Origin of the sequence: Citrobacter sp. CtB7.12, from assembly GCF_001297795.1 — a bacterium.
Lineage (GTDB): Bacteria > Pseudomonadota > Gammaproteobacteria > Enterobacterales > Enterobacteriaceae > Citrobacter_A > Citrobacter_A amalonaticus.
This window is the reverse complement of record NZ_LIFT01000003.1, coordinates 501,322-518,648: the sequence shown is the minus strand read 5'-3', so window position 1 is coordinate 518,648 and position 17,327 is coordinate 501,322. Positions and strand designations below refer to the sequence as shown.

The 17,327-nt window shown below is 56.3% G+C and carries 21 protein-coding genes; 2 read left to right on the top strand and 19 right to left on the bottom strand.

Annotated elements, in window-relative coordinates; all coding sequences use genetic code 11:
- Positions 1–54 precede the first annotated feature (54 nt).
- Together AOY24_RS06560 and AOY24_RS06555 are read left to right on the top strand one after the other, a co-directional pair.
- Entirely contained in the window at positions 55–1,113 is a 1,059-nt protein-coding gene (locus AOY24_RS06560) for an FUSC family protein (protein WP_044327340.1), read from the top strand.
- Between the two features lie 160 nt (positions 1,114–1,273).
- Entirely contained in the window at positions 1,274–1,609 is a 336-nt protein-coding gene (locus AOY24_RS06555; protein WP_042318175.1) for a DUF496 family protein, read from the top strand.
- A gap of 35 nt (positions 1,610–1,644) precedes the next feature.
- Here AOY24_RS06555 and AOY24_RS06550 read toward each other — a convergent pair whose 3' ends face one another.
- From AOY24_RS06550 to pduC, 19 genes are all read right to left on the bottom strand, one after another.
- A complete protein-coding gene (locus tag AOY24_RS06550; RefSeq protein ID WP_043000223.1) occupies positions 1,645–2,511 on the bottom strand; it encodes an L-threonine kinase in 867 nt (288 codons plus the stop codon).
- A gap of 91 nt (positions 2,512–2,602) precedes the next feature.
- Positions 2,603–3,817 (bottom strand): acetate/propionate family kinase, encoded by a 1,215-nt coding sequence (locus tag AOY24_RS06545; protein WP_054176334.1) that lies wholly within the window; start codon positions 3,815–3,817, stop codon positions 2,603–2,605.
- On the bottom strand, positions 3,802–4,254 hold the full coding sequence (gene pduV / locus AOY24_RS06540; RefSeq protein WP_044257562.1) for a EutP/PduV family microcompartment system protein: 453 nt from the start codon (positions 4,252–4,254) through the stop codon (positions 3,802–3,804). The genes AOY24_RS06545 and pduV overlap by 16 nt, the downstream gene beginning before the upstream one ends.
- A 4-nt stretch (positions 4,255–4,258) precedes the next feature.
- Positions 4,259–4,609, bottom strand: coding sequence for a propanediol utilization microcompartment protein PduU (pduU, locus tag AOY24_RS06535; RefSeq protein WP_042318179.1), 351 nt, complete (start codon positions 4,607–4,609; stop codon positions 4,259–4,261).
- The gene (gene pduT / locus AOY24_RS06530) at positions 4,609–5,163 is read right to left on the bottom strand and encodes a propanediol utilization microcompartment protein PduT (RefSeq protein WP_043000226.1); all 555 of its coding nucleotides are present in this window, start codon (positions 5,161–5,163) and stop codon (positions 4,609–4,611) included. The genes pduU and pduT overlap by 1 nt, the downstream gene beginning before the upstream one ends.
- Before the next feature lie 2 nt (positions 5,164–5,165).
- Positions 5,166–6,521, bottom strand: coding sequence for a 4Fe-4S dicluster domain-containing protein (locus AOY24_RS06525; protein WP_054176333.1), 1,356 nt, complete (start codon positions 6,519–6,521; stop codon positions 5,166–5,168).
- On the bottom strand, positions 6,518–7,630 hold the full coding sequence (locus tag AOY24_RS06520) for a 1-propanol dehydrogenase PduQ (protein ID WP_054176332.1): 1,113 nt from the start codon (positions 7,628–7,630) through the stop codon (positions 6,518–6,520). Before AOY24_RS06520 ends, AOY24_RS06525 begins: the two co-directional genes overlap by 4 nt.
- A 10-nt stretch (positions 7,631–7,640) precedes the next feature.
- Positions 7,641–9,026, bottom strand: a complete 1,386-nt coding sequence (pduP, locus tag AOY24_RS06515; protein WP_044267059.1) for a CoA-acylating propionaldehyde dehydrogenase PduP — start codon at positions 9,024–9,026, stop codon at positions 7,641–7,643.
- Positions 9,023–10,030, bottom strand: coding sequence for a two-domain cob(I)yrinic acid a,c-diamide adenosyltransferase PduO (pduO, locus tag AOY24_RS06510; RefSeq protein WP_054176331.1), 1,008 nt, complete (start codon positions 10,028–10,030; stop codon positions 9,023–9,025). Before pduO ends, pduP begins: the two co-directional genes overlap by 4 nt.
- A 9-nt stretch (positions 10,031–10,039) precedes the next feature.
- Positions 10,040–10,315: a propanediol utilization microcompartment protein PduN gene (pduN, locus tag AOY24_RS06505; protein WP_012906340.1), complete on the bottom strand. Its 276-nt coding sequence runs from the start codon at positions 10,313–10,315 to the stop codon at positions 10,040–10,042.
- Positions 10,316–10,318: 3 nt separating this feature from the next.
- Positions 10,319–10,810, bottom strand: coding sequence for a microcompartment protein PduM (gene pduM, locus AOY24_RS06500; RefSeq protein WP_054176330.1), 492 nt, complete (start codon positions 10,808–10,810; stop codon positions 10,319–10,321).
- Positions 10,807–11,439 carry a phosphate propanoyltransferase gene (locus AOY24_RS06495; RefSeq protein WP_043000232.1) on the bottom strand — a complete coding sequence of 211 codons (633 nt, stop codon included), beginning with the start codon at positions 11,437–11,439 and terminating at the stop codon, positions 10,807–10,809. Before AOY24_RS06495 ends, pduM begins: the two co-directional genes overlap by 4 nt.
- Before the next feature lie 5 nt (positions 11,440–11,444).
- The gene (locus AOY24_RS06490) at positions 11,445–11,936 is read right to left on the bottom strand and encodes a BMC domain-containing protein (RefSeq protein ID WP_044257567.1); all 492 of its coding nucleotides are present in this window, start codon (positions 11,934–11,936) and stop codon (positions 11,445–11,447) included.
- 23 nt (positions 11,937–11,959) lie between these two features.
- Positions 11,960–12,235, bottom strand: a complete 276-nt coding sequence (gene pduJ, locus AOY24_RS06485; protein ID WP_042318188.1) for a propanediol utilization microcompartment protein PduJ — start codon at positions 12,233–12,235, stop codon at positions 11,960–11,962.
- A 19-nt stretch (positions 12,236–12,254) separates the two neighbouring features.
- Positions 12,255–12,605 (bottom strand): glycerol dehydratase reactivase beta/small subunit family protein, encoded by a 351-nt coding sequence (locus AOY24_RS06480; RefSeq protein ID WP_043000234.1) that lies wholly within the window; start codon positions 12,603–12,605, stop codon positions 12,255–12,257.
- Positions 12,595–14,427: a diol dehydratase reactivase subunit alpha gene (locus AOY24_RS06475; RefSeq protein ID WP_054176329.1), complete on the bottom strand. Its 1,833-nt coding sequence runs from the start codon at positions 14,425–14,427 to the stop codon at positions 12,595–12,597. Before AOY24_RS06475 ends, AOY24_RS06480 begins: the two co-directional genes overlap by 11 nt.
- Positions 14,428–14,436: 9 nt before the next feature.
- Entirely contained in the window at positions 14,437–14,958 is a 522-nt protein-coding gene (gene pduE / locus AOY24_RS06470) for a propanediol dehydratase small subunit PduE (protein ID WP_043000236.1), read from the bottom strand.
- A gap of 13 nt (positions 14,959–14,971) precedes the next feature.
- The gene (pduD, locus tag AOY24_RS06465) at positions 14,972–15,640 is read right to left on the bottom strand and encodes a propanediol dehydratase medium subunit PduD (RefSeq protein WP_043000237.1); all 669 of its coding nucleotides are present in this window, start codon (positions 15,638–15,640) and stop codon (positions 14,972–14,974) included.
- Between the two features lie 10 nt (positions 15,641–15,650).
- The gene (gene pduC, locus AOY24_RS06460) at positions 15,651–17,315 is read right to left on the bottom strand and encodes a propanediol dehydratase large subunit PduC (RefSeq protein ID WP_042318193.1); all 1,665 of its coding nucleotides are present in this window, start codon (positions 17,313–17,315) and stop codon (positions 15,651–15,653) included.
- Positions 17,316–17,327: the final 12 nt, after the last annotated feature.

Below are 17,327 nucleotides of genomic sequence, written 5' to 3'. Positions count from 1 at the left end.
TGCGCGTAAAAACAGGTACAATCATTTTTTGCTTTTTCCTGACGGAGTGCATGAGTGCGTGCCGACAAGTCACTGAGTCCATTTGAAATCCGCCTGTATCGCCATTACCGCATTGTGCATGGTATTCGCATCGCGCTGGCCTTCATCCTGACTTTTTTGCTTGTTCGTTTATTTAACATTCCGGAAGGGACATGGCCCTTGATTACGCTGGTGGTGATTATGGGGCCGATCTCGTTCTGGGGAAACGTGGTTCCCCGTGCCTGGGAGCGGATTGGTGGTACGATCCTCGGATCGGTGCTGGGTCTGGTGGCGCTGCGTCTTGAGCTATTCTCATTGCCACTGATGCTGCTCTGGTGTGCGGCAGCTATGTTCCTGTGTGGATGGCTCGCGTTAGGAAAAAAACCGTATCAGGCGCTCTTGATTGGCATCACGCTTGCTGTCGTCGTGGGTGCGCCCGCTGGCGATATGGAGACCGCACTCTGGCGCGGCGGCGATGTCATTCTGGGGGCGCTCCTCGCCATGCTGTTCACCGGAATCTGGCCGCAGCGCGCCTTCATTCACTGGCGCATCCAACTGGCGCACTGCGTGACGGCCTATAACCGGGTGTATCAGGCCGCGCTGTCGCCTAATCTGTTAGAACGTCCCCGTCTGGATAAACATCTGCAACAGCTATTAGGTGACGTGGTAAAAATGCGCGGACTTATTACGCCGGCGAGCAAAGAGACGCGCATCCAGAAATCTATTTTTGAAGCCATTCAGACCGTCAATCGTAATCTGGTTTGCATGCTCGAATTGCAGATCAATGCCCTGTGGGCGACCCGTGAAAGCCATTTCGTCATGCTCAATGCCCATACGCTGCGGGAAACGCAGCAAATGACCCAACAGGCGCTGTTGACGATTGCCCATGCCTTGTTCGAAGGTAATCCGCAGCCGATTCTCGCCAACAGCGAAAAACTGAACGAGACCGTTAACGAATTGCGCACGCTGATCCGTCAGCACGATGAACATCATGTGGCTGAAACGCCGATTCATGGCTATGTCTGGCTAAGCCTGGAAACCGCCCGTCAACTGGAGCTGCTGTCGCATCTTATCTGTCGCGCACTGCGCAAATAAAAAGCAGGTAAGGGGAATGCTGCCCTGGCTGCTTCGATTCAGCAAGGAATAAGGGTATGATGGAAACCAGAATGAAGCCATTGTCATTTGCGGCTGCGAAAAGTAATGTTAGCCCTATCGTTTAAACGAATCCGACTCTCACATTATCAGGGGTGTAAAAATGGAAACTACCAAGCCATCTTTCCAGGACGTGCTGGAATTTGTCCGTCTGTTCCGTCGTAAAAACAAACTGCAGCGTGAAATCCAGGACGTTGAGAAAAAGATCCGTGACAACCAGAAACGTGTTCTGCTGCTGGACAACCTGAGCGATTACATCAAGCCGGGGATGAGTGTTGAAGCTATTCAGGGCATCATCGCCAGCATGAAAAGCGACTATGAAGATCGCGTTGATGACTACATCATCAAAAATGCAGAGATATCCAAAGAACGTCGCGACATCTCCAAAAAGCTGAAGGCGATGGGTGAAATGAAAAACGGCGACGCGAAAGCGGAGTAACGTTTTGCCAGCAGTGAGGATCCGTCAGGCGATCCTCACTGTCGTTTTACGCCACCGCTGACCATTCGCAATAAATGCTGTTCCGGCCAGTGCTCAGTCAGTCTGTTCCTTGCCAGTAACCACTTAACGTAATCAACATCGTGTCGCTGTCTGTCGAGCATCAGTCCGACGACGCTGCCGCTGTGCGCCACGTTCACGCCGTATAAACCACACTCTTCAACCAGCGACAATAGCGCGTCGAAATCCGGTTTTGGCAACAGCATCTGGCTGGCAATAGCGCTCAGCGTCGCCGCTTCTCCCATACGATAAGGATTTTGCTCCGCACAGGCTTCCTGTACTTTTTCCCATGCCCGCTTCAGCGCCGGTGCGCCCGCATGTAAACCCGCCTGCCGGGGAATGCGATGATAATCCGCGGTGCGTAAAGTTTGCGGACTCTCCAGTACGAGAAGATCCAGCGCCGGTTGAGCATCGCAGGGGATTTGCGTCGATGCGTCGTTGTGGTCAAACAGCGTCAGTTGCTGAAAAACGGTGCTGTCCGTCGGTTCCAGCGAGACGCATAGTTGCGCGAGGGTGGACTCATCCAGCTGATGGCCCAGATGCTGCGCGGTGGCGACAGCGGTTGCGGCAATATCCGCCGTACTGCTGGCCATGCCTTTGGCAATCGGGATAGTTGAATGGATCGAAACACGGATATCCTGACTCAGGTGGGCAGGGTAGTCCCAGTGTTCAAGAAGTCGGTTGACCATAGCCCGCGAAAGAGGGCGCTCATCCGCCAGAGGGGAACCGGTGCTGACCTCGACGGTGCTGTACCAGTCAACCGGGCAGGAGACCAGTTTCTCGCTGCCCATTATCCAGCCCTGAATAAGTTCACCGCACGACGCGGGGCACTGCGCAACAGCCACGTTATCACCTTTCTGATCTGCAATCCTCGGCGCATAGTGTCATGGCGATTGCGCTATTACCATGATTTGCCGCAATTTGCGCGGCGCGAACTCAGGCCGACACGGCGATACTTTCTGATTCTGCGAGAGCAATCCGCATCACATCCTGGGCTATCATCAGCTCTTCGTTGGTGTTGATGACCGCCACTTTAACCATGGCGTTTTCCGCCTGAATAAAGGTCGCATTCCGCTGATTCTTCTCTTCGTCTACGATCAGACCCAGGAAGTGCAGATTCTGGCAGATTGCCGCTCTGGCGCGCGCTGAGTTTTCCCCGATACCTCCGGTAAACACCAGCGCATCCAGACCACCCATTTGCATGATATAGCTGCCAATCGTGGCGCGAATACGCTCTGCAAACAGTGACAGGGCGAGCGCGGCGCGGGGATTTCCGCCGTCAGCAGCCTGCTCAACGTCACGATAATCATGCGAGACGCCTGAAACGCCAAGCAGCCCGGATTCATTGTTCAACAGGTGGTTAAGTTGCTGTGGCGTTTTGCCTTCACGTTGCGCAACCCATGGCAAGATGGACGGGTCGATATCCCCGCTGCGGGTACCCATCATCACGCCGGACTGTGGGGTGAAGCCCATCGAAGTATTAACCGACTTACCGCCTTTAATCGCGCAAATACTGCTGCCATTGCCCAGATGGCAACACACGACCCGCAGCGCGCTAAGCGGGACGCCAAGTTTTTCGGCGAGCGTCGCGCTGACGTACTTATGGCTGGTCCCATGAAAACCGTAGCGACGGATGCCAAACTCTGCGTAATACCGCCACGGAAGCGGATAGAGATAGGATGGCTCTTCCAGCGTTTGATGAAATGCGGTATCAAACACAGCAACCGAAGGCACGTCGGGCAGCAACTGGCGAAATACGTTGATGCCGAGCAGGTTAACCGGGTTGTGCAAGGGCGCCAGTTCGGCAAGGCGTTCAATTTCCGCCAGTGATTCATCGGTCACGCGCGCAGAATCTTTAAACGATTCCCCGCCATGCGCTACACGATGGCCGACCCCCTCGATGTCCTGCAGGCTGGTAATAATGCCGTGGCTAATCAGCATTTCGAGAAGCAGGGTCACCGCCTCGCGATGATCGGCAACCGGGGTGGTTTGCTGCCATTTTTGATCCTGCGCTTTCAGGGTGATCCGGGCATCCGGCAGGCCGATACGTTCAATCAGCCCCTGACACAGCAAATCACCCTGCGGCATGTCCAGTAACTGAAATTTAAGGGACGAGCTGCCCGCGTTGATCGCCATTATTTTGTGAGACATGAAGATTCCTTTTGGTTCAGAAAGGCAAACAGTTCATCGAGTCCGGAATGGTTGACGGCGCTGGTCACGAACACACGTTCTGCGCCAGCCTGTTCCAGCCAACCTGTGACCTGCGCAATTTTCTGCGGGTCCGCTAAATCTGATTTGGTCACAACGCCGAACGCCGGTCTGTTCATTGGTGCCGTAAAACCGGGGGAAAAAGGTGACCACTGCGCATCGCTATTGAGCACGAGCGCAATGACATCCGCCTCGCAGGCACTCGCCAGCAGCGCGCTGTAAAGACAGCGGTTTTCCAGATATTCGCCAGGCGTGTCGATGGTTTCGGCAGACCAGACAATCGCCTGCGTTTTCTGATACGCGAGAGCCTCGCCGCGCAGACACTGCGTCAGCGAGGTCTTACCGCACTGGCTGGGGCCAATTAACATCATGCGCTGCATTACGCTATGTCCGCGTGATGGAACAGGTTGTAAAGCGCATCATTTCGCCGAGCGTGCGCGTAACCTGTTTGAGGGCGTATTCCACCGCCGAGACGTCGCCGGTTAACACCACCGCACCGGTGAAACGGTCAAGAAAGCCAATCTCGACCGCACCGGATTTCGTCGCGATGTCGCAGGCAATAATGGATGCTTCACTTGGCGTGATGGTGAGAATGCCAATCGCCGAGACGCTGTCCTGCAACCCCAGCTTCTTGAACAGGTCTTTGCCGGGATTCGCAATCAGATGCGCCAGCGTGACCTGTTTGCCGGGTACGTACTCCTGGATCATGCGATCCGTGGTCGGTTGCCTTTCCATCATCCCTCCACCATCTGACGCCACATCGCTTCGTGCGGGCGAGGGATCACTGAACGATAAACCAGCAGGCCTTTTTCACCCGCGCTCTCACTGGCAACCGCGACCGCGTTGTTGACATCGGAGACATCACCCGCGACCACCATGTAGCATTTGCCTCCGATACCGAACGCCATATGAACGCGCACGAGCGTAACGTTGGACGCCTTCACCGCCCGGTCAGCCGCGCTGATACAGGCTGCTACGCTCCAGGTTTCAACAATCCCCACCGCCTGACGTTTGTCCACGCTGTTCAGTCCGCTAATCGCGGGAAGCACGCTGGCATGAATATTGGGTAACACCAGACTGTCGACCAACATCTCGCCAGCGAGCGCATTTCCGGTCTCGATCGCCTGTTGTACTGCGCCGACGTCGCCGCCCAGCATGAGCAAAAACTTACCCGGACAAATGGTTTTGCTGACCAGCAGATCCACATTGGCGCTTTTCAGCATGGCATCGCCTGCTTCCATCCCTTTGGCAATGCTGGTGAGTTCTAAAATACCTATGGCCTGAGACATGGTTAACCTCTTACAACGATGATGGCCTGATCTGTTACCTCACAGACAATGCCGTCAATACTGGCGTGAACAGGCGCGCCGAGCGCACCTTGCGGAATTTCAGCGACGCACTGACCACGCGCGACACGCTCGCCTTTCTGAACGCAGGGCACCGCGCTGGCGCCGATGTGCTGGCGCAACAGCAGCGTCGTTCTCTCAACTACGGGCTCGCTGTCGACTAACGGCGCGTCCCGATACCACGGTGTCAGCCCCAGTTTGGCGATGAGTCGTTTTACCGGCACCAGACGGTATTTCGCCATCTCATCGGCCGGGTTGAGCGGCCCCTCGTAGCGCTGATTCTGTGCACGTAGCTCGCGCTTCAGCATCCGGTTAATCCGCATAGGTGAAATACCTACCGGGCAGGCCACACTTTCACAGACGTTACATTCAGAACAGGTGAGGGCGCTGAGCAACAGCTGTGGCGTGGCGGCCTGATGGAAATTGACTGCGCGCACCAGCAGATGCGGAGAGAGCTCGTGACCGATGAGATGCCTCGGGCAGAGATCGGTACACAGGCGACACTGTTCACAGACTGTTCTCGCCACCGACAGCACGGTGCGCTCATCCTGCATACGTCGCTGAATCAGTGGATGTGTTTTCGGCAAAACCAGCAGTCCGCCGGTGGTTTTCGTGACCGGCGCGTCCAGTGACGTCACCAGGCTTCCCATCATCGGTCCGCCGTTGATAAACCCGGGATCGTCGATGGTCGCGCCGCCAGCCATCTCCAGCACGTCGCGTAAGGACATACCGATGGGGACGGTCACGGTCTGTGGACGAGCAACGGCGCCGTTGATAGTGAGCGTGCGGCGCGTCACCGGATAGTGCTGTTCGACCGCGCGGGCGATATTCAGTACGGTTTGTACGTTATTGACCACCACGCCCACGCTGACCGGCAGCGCAGCGGGGGGAACGCGGCGACCCGTCGCCATCCAGATGGTCAGTACTTCATCGCCTGCCGGATAAACATCAGGCAGAATGTGCAGTCTGATCGCCGGAGGTAAAAGCGGCGTCAGGGCGGTAATCGCTGGCTGGTACTTCTCTTTCAGGGCGATGATCCCTTCGCAGGCGCCGGTGGCCTTCATTGCATACTGTACGCCGCGAATCAGACGCGCTGCCTGCTGCGCCATGAGTTGCTGATCGACTTTCAGCATCGGCTCGCATTCGGCTGCATTGACGAGAAAAATTTCCACCTGAGCCTGGAGTTTGACATACGTCGGAAAACCGGCACCACCAGCCCCCACAATGCCTGCCGCACGAACGCGTTCAACGAGCGTCGGCCCATCCAGGACGTCTGGTTTATCATTCAGGGCGGTATTCATAACAATTCCTCAAGCAGTTCCTGAATGGCCCCGACATCCGCCGCTCTGGGGTTGGTTTTCAGCGTCACGTCTGCCAGCGCGGCTTGAACCATTGCCGGAATGCGCGTTGACCAGTTCTGTTTTTGTTCTTTAAGCGCCACGGCAAGGGTTGGGATAGCACACGCTTTTTTCAGTTGCTCGATGTGCTGCACCAGCGCGTTCACGCTCGCCGTTTCATTGGCGCTGTCAGCACATAAATGACAGGCCTTCGCGAACCGGGCGTAACGTTTAGCCGCTCGCGGATCGTGCGCGTTGAAGCGGATCACCGACGCCAGCAGCAGGGCATTCGCCAGACCGTGTGGCAAATGGAACTGACCGCCTAACTGGTGGGCGATGGCGTGGTTCAGCCCCAGTCCAGCCTGGCTAAAGGCCATCCCTGCCAGCGTAGAGGCGTTGTGCATTTTGCCGCGTGTAGCGAGGCAGTCGCCTTTACGAACCGCGACAGGCAGATACTGAAAGACTATCTGAGCGGCTTTTTCCGCGAGTGCGTCGGTAAAGTCACTGGCGCGCGTGGACACATAGGCTTCCAGCGCGTGCGTCAACACATCCATTCCGGTATTGGCGGTAATGGCGGGTGGGACGCTGACGACCAGCATCGGATCAAGGATCGCCATGTCCGGGTAGAGCGCGTTATTGAACAGCGGATATTTAATGCCTTTCTCCGGATCGCTTATCACGCAGGCGCTGGTCACTTCCGATCCGGTTCCGCTGGTGGTTGGGATCGCCACACAGGTTTCAATATCAATATCAAATTGACGACTGAACCAGACAATGGCTTTCGCGGCATCCAGCGCGGAGCCGCCGCCGAAACCAATCACCACGTCGGGGCGCAGGGACTGCATTTGTGCAATCCCCTGAACGACGGTTCCGATAGTGGGGTCGGGCGTAATCTCACTGAAGATGCTGATCCGGTTATCTGCCGGTATCGCCTCGCGAAGCGTATCAATCAGCGGCGAACGGGCGAGAAAACCATCGCAGATAATCCAGATGTGCTTGTCCGTAAAGCGGCCAAGCACTTTCAGGCTTCCAGGGCCGCTGTACAAACGGGTTTGTAGTGAAAAAGTATTCATCACAACCTCATTAGCGGATTGAGAAACCGTTAGTCAGCACACAGCGACGGGAGCGGGCAAACGTGCGTGCCGACGTTGTCCCTTCACCCGTCGGCGTGGCGATGGTGAAGGTGGTAAAACCTTCGCCGCCGACGCCAATCCCCGCATAGGAGGGGCCGTTTTTAACGAAAATGGAGGTCTGCAGAGTCCGCGCCGCAAGGTTCAGGCGAGAGACATTCTGCGAATGCATAATGGCGGTGTGGTGTAATCCTTCTTCCACTTTCAGCGCCAGCGACAACGCGGCGTCAAAATCTTTCACCTTCACCACGGGCAGCATCGGCATTAACTGCTCGCTGGTTACCCAACTGTCGTCGGCGCTGACGACGCCAATCAGCAGGCGCGGCGCTTTTGCCGGGAGCGGAATACCGGCGGCTTCAAGCATAGCGCAAGGGCTTTTACCCACCAGTTTTTTATTGGCTACCCCCTCTGGCAGACAGGTTGCACGCAGCTTCTCTGTCTCGGCTGGACTCAACAACAGCGCGCCGAAACTTTGCATCTGCTGAATCAGTTGTTCAGCGACGGATTCCACCACTATCAGGCTTTTTTCCGCGATGCACGGCAGGTTGTAGTCAAATGACGCGCCGTTGATAATATCTTCCGCCGCTTTCACCAGATCGGCCGTCTCATCGACGATGCAAGGAGGATTCCCCGCGCCTGCACCAATCACTTTTTTTCCGCTCTTCATACCCATTGCCACAATGCCCGGACCGCCGGTAATCGCCAGCACGGCAATTTTCGGGTGCGCCATCATCTGCTGGGTGGCTTCAAACGTCGGTTCGGCAACGGTCACCACCAGATTGCGAATGCCGCAGCGACGAAACGCAATATCTTCAATCATGGCGATAAGTTTCAGTGACACGGCCTTAGCACCCGGATGCGGGCTGAAATAGACGCTGTTGCCCGCCGCCAGCATGCTGATGCTGTTGTTAATAATGGTTTCTGTCGGGTTAGTGCTGGGCGCAACGGAACCAATCACGCCGAACGGCGAATACTCAAACAGCACCATGCCGCCGTCGCCAGTGAGTGCCGTGGTGGTCAGATCTTCAATACCCGGCGTATTGTCCAGCGCCGCTTTGTTTTTGAGGAATTTGTCCTCTTTGTTACCCATTCCGGTTTCCGCAGCGCTCTCTGCCGCCAGCGTAGCCAGTTGTGGCGCCAGCTCTTCCCGGATAGCGCTAATAATGGCGCTGCGCGTTTTTAATGGTGATTGCTGATAACGCAAGAACGCCTGGTGGGCAGCATCGACAGCTTCACCAACAGACTGAAAGATGCCGTTCCCTTTGATTTCAGTTTTTGCGGGAGCCAGTTGCTCGCTCAAAATAGTGCGGATGAGGGTTTCCAGTTCGGTCGTATTCATTGATGTGTTCTCACGTTTATTGCCGCAATGGCAGCCTGTGCAATGTCCATGTCCTGTTCAACGCTTCCACCGCTGATACCAAGACCCCCAATAAGCAATCCATCACGCCATAGCGCGTAGCCGCCGCCAAAAGTGACGACTTTTCCCTGCATATGACTTTCCAGCCCGTATAGCGGCGCGCCGGGCTGAACTACTGACGCAAGTTCGTGCGTCGCGGTTTTCATCGCCACCGCAGTCCAGGCTTTTTTCGGTGCCAGTTCACTGCTGACCAGCAGGGCATCCGGCATCCGCCAGGTGACGGCTTCGGTGCCGTTAGCATCAACAATGCTGATGACCACCGGGACGTTTAAGACTTGCGCTCGCTCGACGGCGGCGCGTGTTAACTGGTGAAGATCGCCAAAGGAGAGCGACATCGCAGATTCCTTTTTGACAGGGGCGTGACCCGCTGCCAGATAGCGCTTCGTCACTTCCCGGATAATGGTGTCCTGATGGGCGTCGTGATCTTCCGCGCGCGCCAGTGCATACAAGCAGTCTGACAGGCGGTTGATATAGCGCATAAGCACATGCCTGACGGTGACCTCGGCCGCGAGTTCCACCAGACGGCGTTCGGCCCGGCGCGCCAGAGTGCGGGCAAAATGCAGGCGGCTTGCGGCTTCGCAACGGCCAGGCAAAATGAAACTGCGCAAGGGGGCAACGCGTCCCATCGCGGTGTCGATAGCCGCTTCCAGTGCGGCAATTTCCTCAGAGCTGATATAGCGCTGATCCGCAGACGGCTGCTCGCTTTCGCTGGCAAGTTCAGCGCTGAACCAGAAAATTTGTAGCTGAATGGCCTCCAGCAGCGCGCGATGCTGCGCGCTATGGGTGGCGCAGACGCACAGGCTCAGCGCGGCGTTAAGCTCATCGAGCGTGCCATACGCTTCCACGCGGGGGTGCGTTTTACTGACGCGCTGTCCGGTAAAGAGCGCGGTTGTGCCTGCATCACCTGTGCGGGTATAAATCGCCATAACTCCCCCTTACCGAGAAAGCGTGTCGACAATGCCGACAACGGCCAGATCGATGGCCTCATTCGGCCCGGAAAAAACATGTCTGGCGCTGGAGCCACTACTCAGGAGCACCAGTTCGCCAACGCCTGCGCCGACGGAGTCAACGGCGACTTCATCACCTGCCGTTGGGTTCGCCGGTAATTCACCGTCGGCACTCACGCGGCGTACCAGCAGAAGTTTTTTTCCGACCAACGAGGGCGATTTTTGCGTGGATACCACCGCGCCTGTAACACGTGCCAGATGCATGGTTCACTCCTGCTTCATCAATTGGATGTGGCGCGAGCTCGCGGTCTCGCGAGCCAGCGCGGTAACAACACATTTGCGATGCAGCACCAGCAACCCTGCAGGTAACGGGGCAACATCGGCATAACTTAACAGTCGGGTGGGGTGCAGCATGATAGGCTGCCCCTGTTCATCACAGAGAATCAGCGGCAGTCGGGCCAGTTTTTTTACCGGCACGGCGGGCAGTAACCGACGTTGCATTGAGAGTTGCACCCGCAGGCCAAATGCCAGCGCCTCATGGATCATGACGGCAGCGGCATGTGACGAATCGTTGTTGGCGATCTGCTCCAGCAGGGGCAGATCGACCTGTAAAATATGCACAGAGGCATACTGAGAAAACAGGGCGCGGGACGGTGTTTCCCGCAGTTGCGCGACGCTCAGCGTGACGGTGCTTTGCGCACGACGTTGCAGGCGGGAGACCACCTCCTCGACGATTCGCTGCAACAGATCGCCGTTCATCGCTCAGTCACCAGTGTGACGAAAGCATTGGGATCATCTGCCCCGGCGGCATTGGCCTCGTCCGTATCAATATGCATCTCCAGACGCATGTCGGGGGAAACGCGTACCGCAACGTTATCGAAGATCAGCCGACGATCGGTGCCCTCAATAGCGACACTGACGCTATCGCCGTGAGCAACGCGCAGGATCAGCGCATCCAGCGGCGACATGTGAATGTGGCGCTGGGCGACGATCACCCCGGAGGTGAGTTCGAGTTCGCCAAAGGGACTCACGAGGCGAATACCCGGCGTACCTTTGAGATTTCCGGACATCCGCAACGGCGCGGCGATGCCCAGCGTTCTGGCATCTGTGCGCGAAATCTCCACCTGGCTGGTGCTACGCAGCGGCCCCAGCAGGCGGACATTTTTCAGTTGACCTTTTGGTCCCACTAACGTGACGGTTTGCTCAGCCGCATACTGTCCCGGTTGCAGAAGCCCTTTTTTCTCACTAATAGGATGTCCCGGAAATAGACGGGCATAATCCTCAGCGTTAAGGTGGATATGACGGTTGGAAACGCCCAGTGGAATGGGGCGATCCCGTAATTCATTCAGCACTTTGCTGACCGTCGTTTCCAGAAGTTGCTTATCCATTACGCTTAACCTCGTTTACCTGAATGCAGGCAGAGCGACCGGGGTTCGCCTTTCTGGCGCTTACAGGCCGGGTCCAGACACAAATTGCAGCTGATGATCCCGTCTTCAGGCGCCGCTTCCGGTGCTGACTCTTCTACAACGACTTCAGTTTCAGGTTCTTCGATGGGGGCTGGCACGGATTCCGGTGCAGACACCGTTGCGGGTGCAGGCACAGGTGCCGGAGTGGCAGCCATCGCGCGAGAAAGAATGCCCTCGCCAGGTCTGGCGATCACTTTATGCGCGACCAGGCCATCTTGCTGTTCAGCGAGATGAGCACCGGTGATAATGGCAGACTGTACTGATGCCACATCACCGGTGATCTTGATCACCGTCCAGCCTGAACCGTTGGTTTTTTCAAGGCCAACCAGCGTGATGGAAGCCGCTTTCGCCATGGCATCTGCGCAACAGATGGCTAATGCCAGACCACTAACTTCGAGTAATCCCAGTGATTGCTTCACGCTGTGCTCCTTTTCGATAATGCTCAGGCCGATTTCGGTAAAATAGCCTCAACGTCGCTGTGCGGACGCGGGATAACGTGGCTGGATTTCACCTCACCCACGACGCTTGCTGCCGCACAGCCTGCATCAACGGCGGCTTTAACGGCGCCGACGTCACCGCGAACCATGACGGTCACCAGGCCGGAGCCGATTTTTTCGTAACCGACCAGTTGCACGTTGGCGGATTTCACCATGGCATCTGCGGCTTCAATCGCGCCGACCAACCCTTTTGTTTCAACCAGACCCAGTGCGTTATTCATACTGCAATTCTCCTGTGGATTAAGCATTGAGATCCCGGAAGGGGATCCCTTTGACTAACCTTGCCGCGTTGTTTCCAGTACTTCGCCGGTCAAGGCTGTTTTGGCGATACGTCAGCGTAAAAAGCGGCGCTGAAGTGGGTAAATTCTTGTAGTGCACGACCAGGGTTTCTTCATTGCAGGCGATGCCGACCAGCAGCGGAGACTGGCGGGCCGCCTGCCATGCGCTCTGAACGACTTCTCCCGCCGCCTGGTTTTGGATCACAAACGGAATGCCTTCTTCTTCAATGCCGAGCAGCACCTCTTTCCAGACTGAAAGGCAGTCGCCGATGGTCGAAATCACAATGGCAGGCGTGGTGACGCTACTGTCCATGGGCAAACTCCTTATGCCAGGAGAGGATGAGCCCCGTCGCAACCGCGTTTCGCGGGCCTTCGGTGCCGCGAATGTTTCCGCGTCCGGCCACCAGGCGATAATGCGCCAGGGCGTCCGTCACCAGTTGCGGCACTTCAAAGTCCAGCGAGGAGCCACCGACCAGAACGACAAACGGAATATCGCGGATATTGCCCGTCGGGCTAACCTGTCGCAGTGCGCGCAGGGCGTTGGTGACAAACACGCGCTCTTTGGCGCTGCGGCGAATGGCGCGAACTTTCTCCAGCGCGAGATCGCCGGGCAGGGGCACCAGTTCATCCGGCTTGACCACACAGACGCGGGCAAACACCGCAGGGGGAAGTGGCGTCGGGAAGAATTGAACGCTACCGTCTTCGTGGCGCAGATGGAAAAGGCTTTCGACTTTGGCTAACGGATGCTTTTTGATCTCTTCCGCCAGATAGCGGTCATCAAGTCCCAGCTCCCGGGCGATGATCATGGTAACCATGTCGCCAGCCCCGGCGAGGTGGGTGGCGATAATTTCGCCTTTGGGATTGATAATGGAGGCGTCGGTCGAGCCCGCACCTAAGTCCAGAATCGCCAGCGGACGCGTGGTACCTGGCGTGGTGAGCGCGCCCAGAATTGCCGCTTCGGCTTCTGCACCGCCAACCTGTACATCCACGTTCAGCTTTTCTTTGATTTCGCTGGCGATCATTGCCATCTGCAGACGGTCTGATTTCACCATCGAGGCGATACCGACAGCCTGCTCAAGAGAAAACTCACCGGCCAGTCCACCGGTGACACTGACCGGAACGGAGGTATCTACGGCCAGTAAATCCTGGATAAAAATTTCGTTGCTTGGTTTATTGGTCAGTTCAGCCATTGTCTGGCGAACGTGTTCCAGCATACCGCCAATATTGGTGCCCGCTTCACCGGTAACGTTGTCCAGTTTCGGGCATTCGCCAACTGCTTTCATAATGGCATCGGCGCCTGCCGCGACATCAACGCGTAGCGTGCGCCCTTGGGACTGCAGTTCAATGTTTCCGGCAGGAATGGCGCGCGCTTTAACATCGCCTGACGGGGTTTTCACCACCACGGCGGAACGGTTGCCAATCAGCGCTCGCGCCATCGGGACAATGTTTTTGGTCTCGTCCGCATTGAGATTAAACACCGTCGCGATGCCATAAGGATTTGACAGCGTTTCGATGACTTTACCGGGCACGGCGACCTCAATGGCGGCCAGCATTCCGAGCGGGATACGGTCGATGTACAGCACTTCGTCAACGATGGGCAGGGGTTTTTCCAGTCGGTTACTGACCAGAACGCCATCGTCCTGTTGCAAAATGACACCGGTTAACTGGTAACCGGCACGGACAGAGGCATTAATCATGGTGGCGACATCAGCGAAATCGAAAGCAGATGACACCACCAGAATTAACGGGGTATCCGCCGGTCGGGTGAGTAACTCTTCCGGCGTGATAGTGATCCCCACCCCCAGACCGACGCCGCCCGGTGTTTTCGGGTTATGACCGATCATGGTGGATTCGGTGATGATGGTTTCCGTGATGGTTTCCATCGCGACATCACCAATCACCGGGGTGGCTTCGTTGATACGGATAAGCGAGATATCGCTGACATTGATGCCTGCACGGTTAGCCGCAAGCGTAAGCGCCTCCTGAATCCCAAACACATTACGCAATGTGCCTTTTATCCCGGTGGTTTCTGCCAGCGCGCTACCGGTAATGGTGAGCGCGCCAGTGTCATCCAGCGTCGCCAGCGCGACTTCTGTGGATGAGTTGCCGATATCAATGCCAGCTATATATCTCATGACCTTTCCTTAGTCGTCGCCTTTCAGCTTCTTACGCTCGACGTACAACACCGCCGCTTCACGAACAAACGCGGCGCAGATTTTGGCCTGATAGCGGTTTTCAAGATCGTCCGCGATCGCGAGCAGTTCTTCTTTCGTTGAACGATAAGGACGCAGGGCGTTATAGATCTCGAGAATGCGATCGTCCGGCACCGCCGTCAGTTCTGCGGCGCGCTCAAAGTTCATCGCCAGGCGGTCACGTCCGGCATCTTTGGCAATAGCCGCCTGAATGCGCAGCGTTTCCGGTGTGATACGCATATCCTGCGCGGTCACTTTGTTGCTCAGAACGTTTTCGAGGGTGAACTCATCCAGCGTTTTGTTGGTGGCCGTTTTAACCCACTCAGGGTGCTTACTGGCGAGCGGATAGTCGGTCACTTTGGCGGTCTGGGTCGTAGTGCCCGAAGCTGCTGCCGGGGCAGATGTGTCGCCCTGCAGGCTGTTCATGCGGCTCAACACATCCCGAACCATCGATTCAATTGCATCGGTATTCATAAAGGGATCCTTATTAAAGCGCCACGCGCAGTTCCTGCGGGTTTTTGCCCGTCACGACGTACTTCGTCTCTTTAATGTGCAAGATGGCGGATTTAGCCTGATATTTCGGGCGCGCCATCTGGTCGTTCAGCGTCGGGACCGGCTGCGGTGATTCACGCTTGGCATAACGCGCGGCGTTTTTACCAATCTGGCGATAGGTTTCCAGCGTCAGCAGCGGAGCCTGCGGGAACAGCTCCAGGTTGGACAGCGGCGGCAGTCCCTGTTGATGGATGACCGTCGTGCCTTTTGACTGGATGCCGATAGAGATGCCGGAACCACTCAGACGGTTACCCTCAACGGCAACGAAGGCCACGTCGGATGATTTAAAGCAGCGAATTACACGCGCTTTAATACCTTCCTCTTCAATCCCGGCAATCACTTCGCGCAGAATGTTTTTATGCGGCAGACCGACGATGTTAACGGTCTGAGAGAGACCAAACGCCGGGCCGACCGCAATAATCACTTCGTCCTGTTGTGTGCCCTGTTTCGCCTCGCCAATTTCCGTCAGGAAACTGTCACCGGCCGGTGCAGCAGGCGCGGTTGACGTTCCCGGTGCACGAAATGAGACGGGCTTATCGCTGGTCTGCATTTCGGACAGCACGTCTTCGATAATCTGGCGCAGCAATTTTTCATTAATTTCCATTGTTCACCCCTTAGCCAAGCTCGTTGGGATCAAGTGCGCCAGGGATGTTTTTAATTTCTTCCCAGCGTTCGCCTTGCAGGCGATAACCTGTTGCCGGACCGGCATAATCGTTGACGTCATTGACGGCAGAGAGCACTTGTCCATCGCCGACGATGATGGCGGAGGTATGCAGATAGTCCCCGGTTAACTTGGCCTTCTGGATGTTGAGCATGTCCTGCGCGACATCGGTAAAGCCGCCCTGAGCCAGCGCTTTCACCACTTCCAGACCGTTGCGGTTCTTATTGATGATTTCCTGCGCAAACTTGATGTCCTCAACGATGTTACGTTCAGGCATATCTTTCGAACCGTGGGCGTAGGTTGCGGCTTCAACTTCTTCATCCGTAATGGGCGGCAGCCCCATGCCAGCGAAAACCGCCTGCAGAGCGCGCGCTGCTTTGTTACGAATGGCGATAACGTCTTCTTCACGTACCGGACGCAGACCACCGTCCACTTTCAGGTCGCGCTGGATAACGTTGTAGTCATCAAAGTCTTCCGCATCTTCGTTGGAGCCCGCGAACATGTTGTCGTAGTTCGGCACGGCGGAATAACCGGAAGAGATAAAGTCTGTCCCCGGCAGGAACTGCATCAGCAGACGCGCGGTACGACGCATATCGGAGTGGGTAAAGGTCTGGTCGTTACTGGAGGCGCATTCCAGATCCAGCGAGGAACAGATCAGGTTTTCTGCCAGTACCGCACGAATTCCTGATGGCACTGCGGACGGAACGCCGATGCAGCTTACGGAGCCGTTTTGCAGACCCTGTACGCCTGCCGCTTTGGTGATGTAAATGCAGCGCGCTTCGAGATACAGCATGGATTTGCCCTCGGCATAACCCATCTGTACTTCAGAACCTGAACCGGAAGTGAAGCGCATTTTCAACCCACGCGAAGCGTAAGAAGAGGCGAGGAAACCTTTTGACCACGGCGTGTCGTCGCCGTCAGTAAAGACCGGTTCGGTACCGTAGACGGAAATGGTTTCGGCGTAGCAGGTGTGTCCCAGCATACCGAGCTTCAGTTCGGTTGCCTCTTCCAGTGAACACTGGGTTAACACGCCGGGGCGGCCCACCTGGGAACCGACGAGCAGCGCAATGGCGTTGAACGGGGCATAACGCGCCACAGCTACTGTGGTCTCCTGCTCATCAAATCCGCGCCATGCACCTTCTGCGGCGTCGGCTGCAATCTGTACCGGGTTATCTTTGACGTTGGTGACGTGTGCCTGTTGGGATGGCGTGCGACGCGCGCGCATCTTTTGCATCGCCATCATCATCTCAACCACGTTCATGTGCGAAACCACTTCGACAATTTTTGCCGGGGTCATCGCCGTGGTCAGTGGCACAATGTCGCGACGTTTTACGTTAGGATCGCACAGCATGTTAGCGAGTTTTACGGAGTCCATCGCCATCACTTCTTCTGCGCGTGCCAGGTTGATGCCGTAACGGGCAATGAAGTGGTCAATCAGGTCAAACTGGCTGACCGATTTGCCATCGAGTTCGGTGACGGCGCCGTTAACGATTTTAATCGACGGCTTGGGATCGTTCGGGCTTTCCATCGCAATGAAGCCTTCTTCGATCCACTCCTTAACGAATCCGTCCTGATTGACAGGGCGTTTCGCCAGTGCTTCAAATCTTTTCGATCTCATGAATGAGCCTCA

Excerpts from the sequence above, each read along its gene's own strand:
- AOY24_RS06555 (WP_042318175.1), top strand. The coding sequence starts at position 1,274 with ATGGAAACTACCAAGCCATCTTTCCAGGACGTGCTGGAATTTGTCCGT.
- AOY24_RS06545 (WP_054176334.1), bottom strand. The coding sequence starts at position 3,817 with ATGTCTCACAAAATAATGGCGATCAACGCGGGCAGCTCGTCCCTTAAA.
- pduV (WP_044257562.1), bottom strand. The coding sequence starts at position 4,254 with ATGCAGCGCATGATGTTAATTGGCCCCAGCCAGTGCGGTAAGACCTCG.
- pduU (WP_042318179.1), bottom strand. The coding sequence starts at position 4,609 with ATGGAAAGGCAACCGACCACGGATCGCATGATCCAGGAGTACGTACCC.
- pduT (WP_043000226.1), bottom strand. The coding sequence starts at position 5,163 with ATGTCTCAGGCCATAGGTATTTTAGAACTCACCAGCATTGCCAAAGGG.
- AOY24_RS06525 (WP_054176333.1), bottom strand. The coding sequence starts at position 6,521 with ATGAATACCGCCCTGAATGATAAACCAGACGTCCTGGATGGGCCGACG.
- AOY24_RS06520 (WP_054176332.1), bottom strand. The coding sequence starts at position 7,630 with ATGAATACTTTTTCACTACAAACCCGTTTGTACAGCGGCCCTGGAAGC.
- pduP (WP_044267059.1), bottom strand. The coding sequence starts at position 9,026 with ATGAATACGACCGAACTGGAAACCCTCATCCGCACTATTTTGAGCGAG.
- pduO (WP_054176331.1), bottom strand. The coding sequence starts at position 10,030 with ATGGCGATTTATACCCGCACAGGTGATGCAGGCACAACCGCGCTCTTT.
- pduN (WP_012906340.1), bottom strand. The coding sequence starts at position 10,315 with ATGCATCTGGCACGTGTTACAGGCGCGGTGGTATCCACGCAAAAATCG.
- pduM (WP_054176330.1), bottom strand. The coding sequence starts at position 10,810 with ATGAACGGCGATCTGTTGCAGCGAATCGTCGAGGAGGTGGTCTCCCGC.
- AOY24_RS06495 (WP_043000232.1), bottom strand. The coding sequence starts at position 11,439 with ATGGATAAGCAACTTCTGGAAACGACGGTCAGCAAAGTGCTGAATGAA.
- pduJ (WP_042318188.1), bottom strand. The coding sequence starts at position 12,235 with ATGAATAACGCACTGGGTCTGGTTGAAACAAAAGGGTTGGTCGGCGCG.
- AOY24_RS06480 (WP_043000234.1), bottom strand. The coding sequence starts at position 12,605 with ATGGACAGTAGCGTCACCACGCCTGCCATTGTGATTTCGACCATCGGC.
- AOY24_RS06475 (WP_054176329.1), bottom strand. The coding sequence starts at position 14,427 with ATGAGATATATAGCTGGCATTGATATCGGCAACTCATCCACAGAAGTC.
- pduE (WP_043000236.1), bottom strand. The coding sequence starts at position 14,958 with ATGAATACCGATGCAATTGAATCGATGGTTCGGGATGTGTTGAGCCGC.
- pduD (WP_043000237.1), bottom strand. The coding sequence starts at position 15,640 with ATGGAAATTAATGAAAAATTGCTGCGCCAGATTATCGAAGACGTGCTG.
- pduC (WP_042318193.1), bottom strand. The coding sequence starts at position 17,315 with ATGAGATCGAAAAGATTTGAAGCACTGGCGAAACGCCCTGTCAATCAG.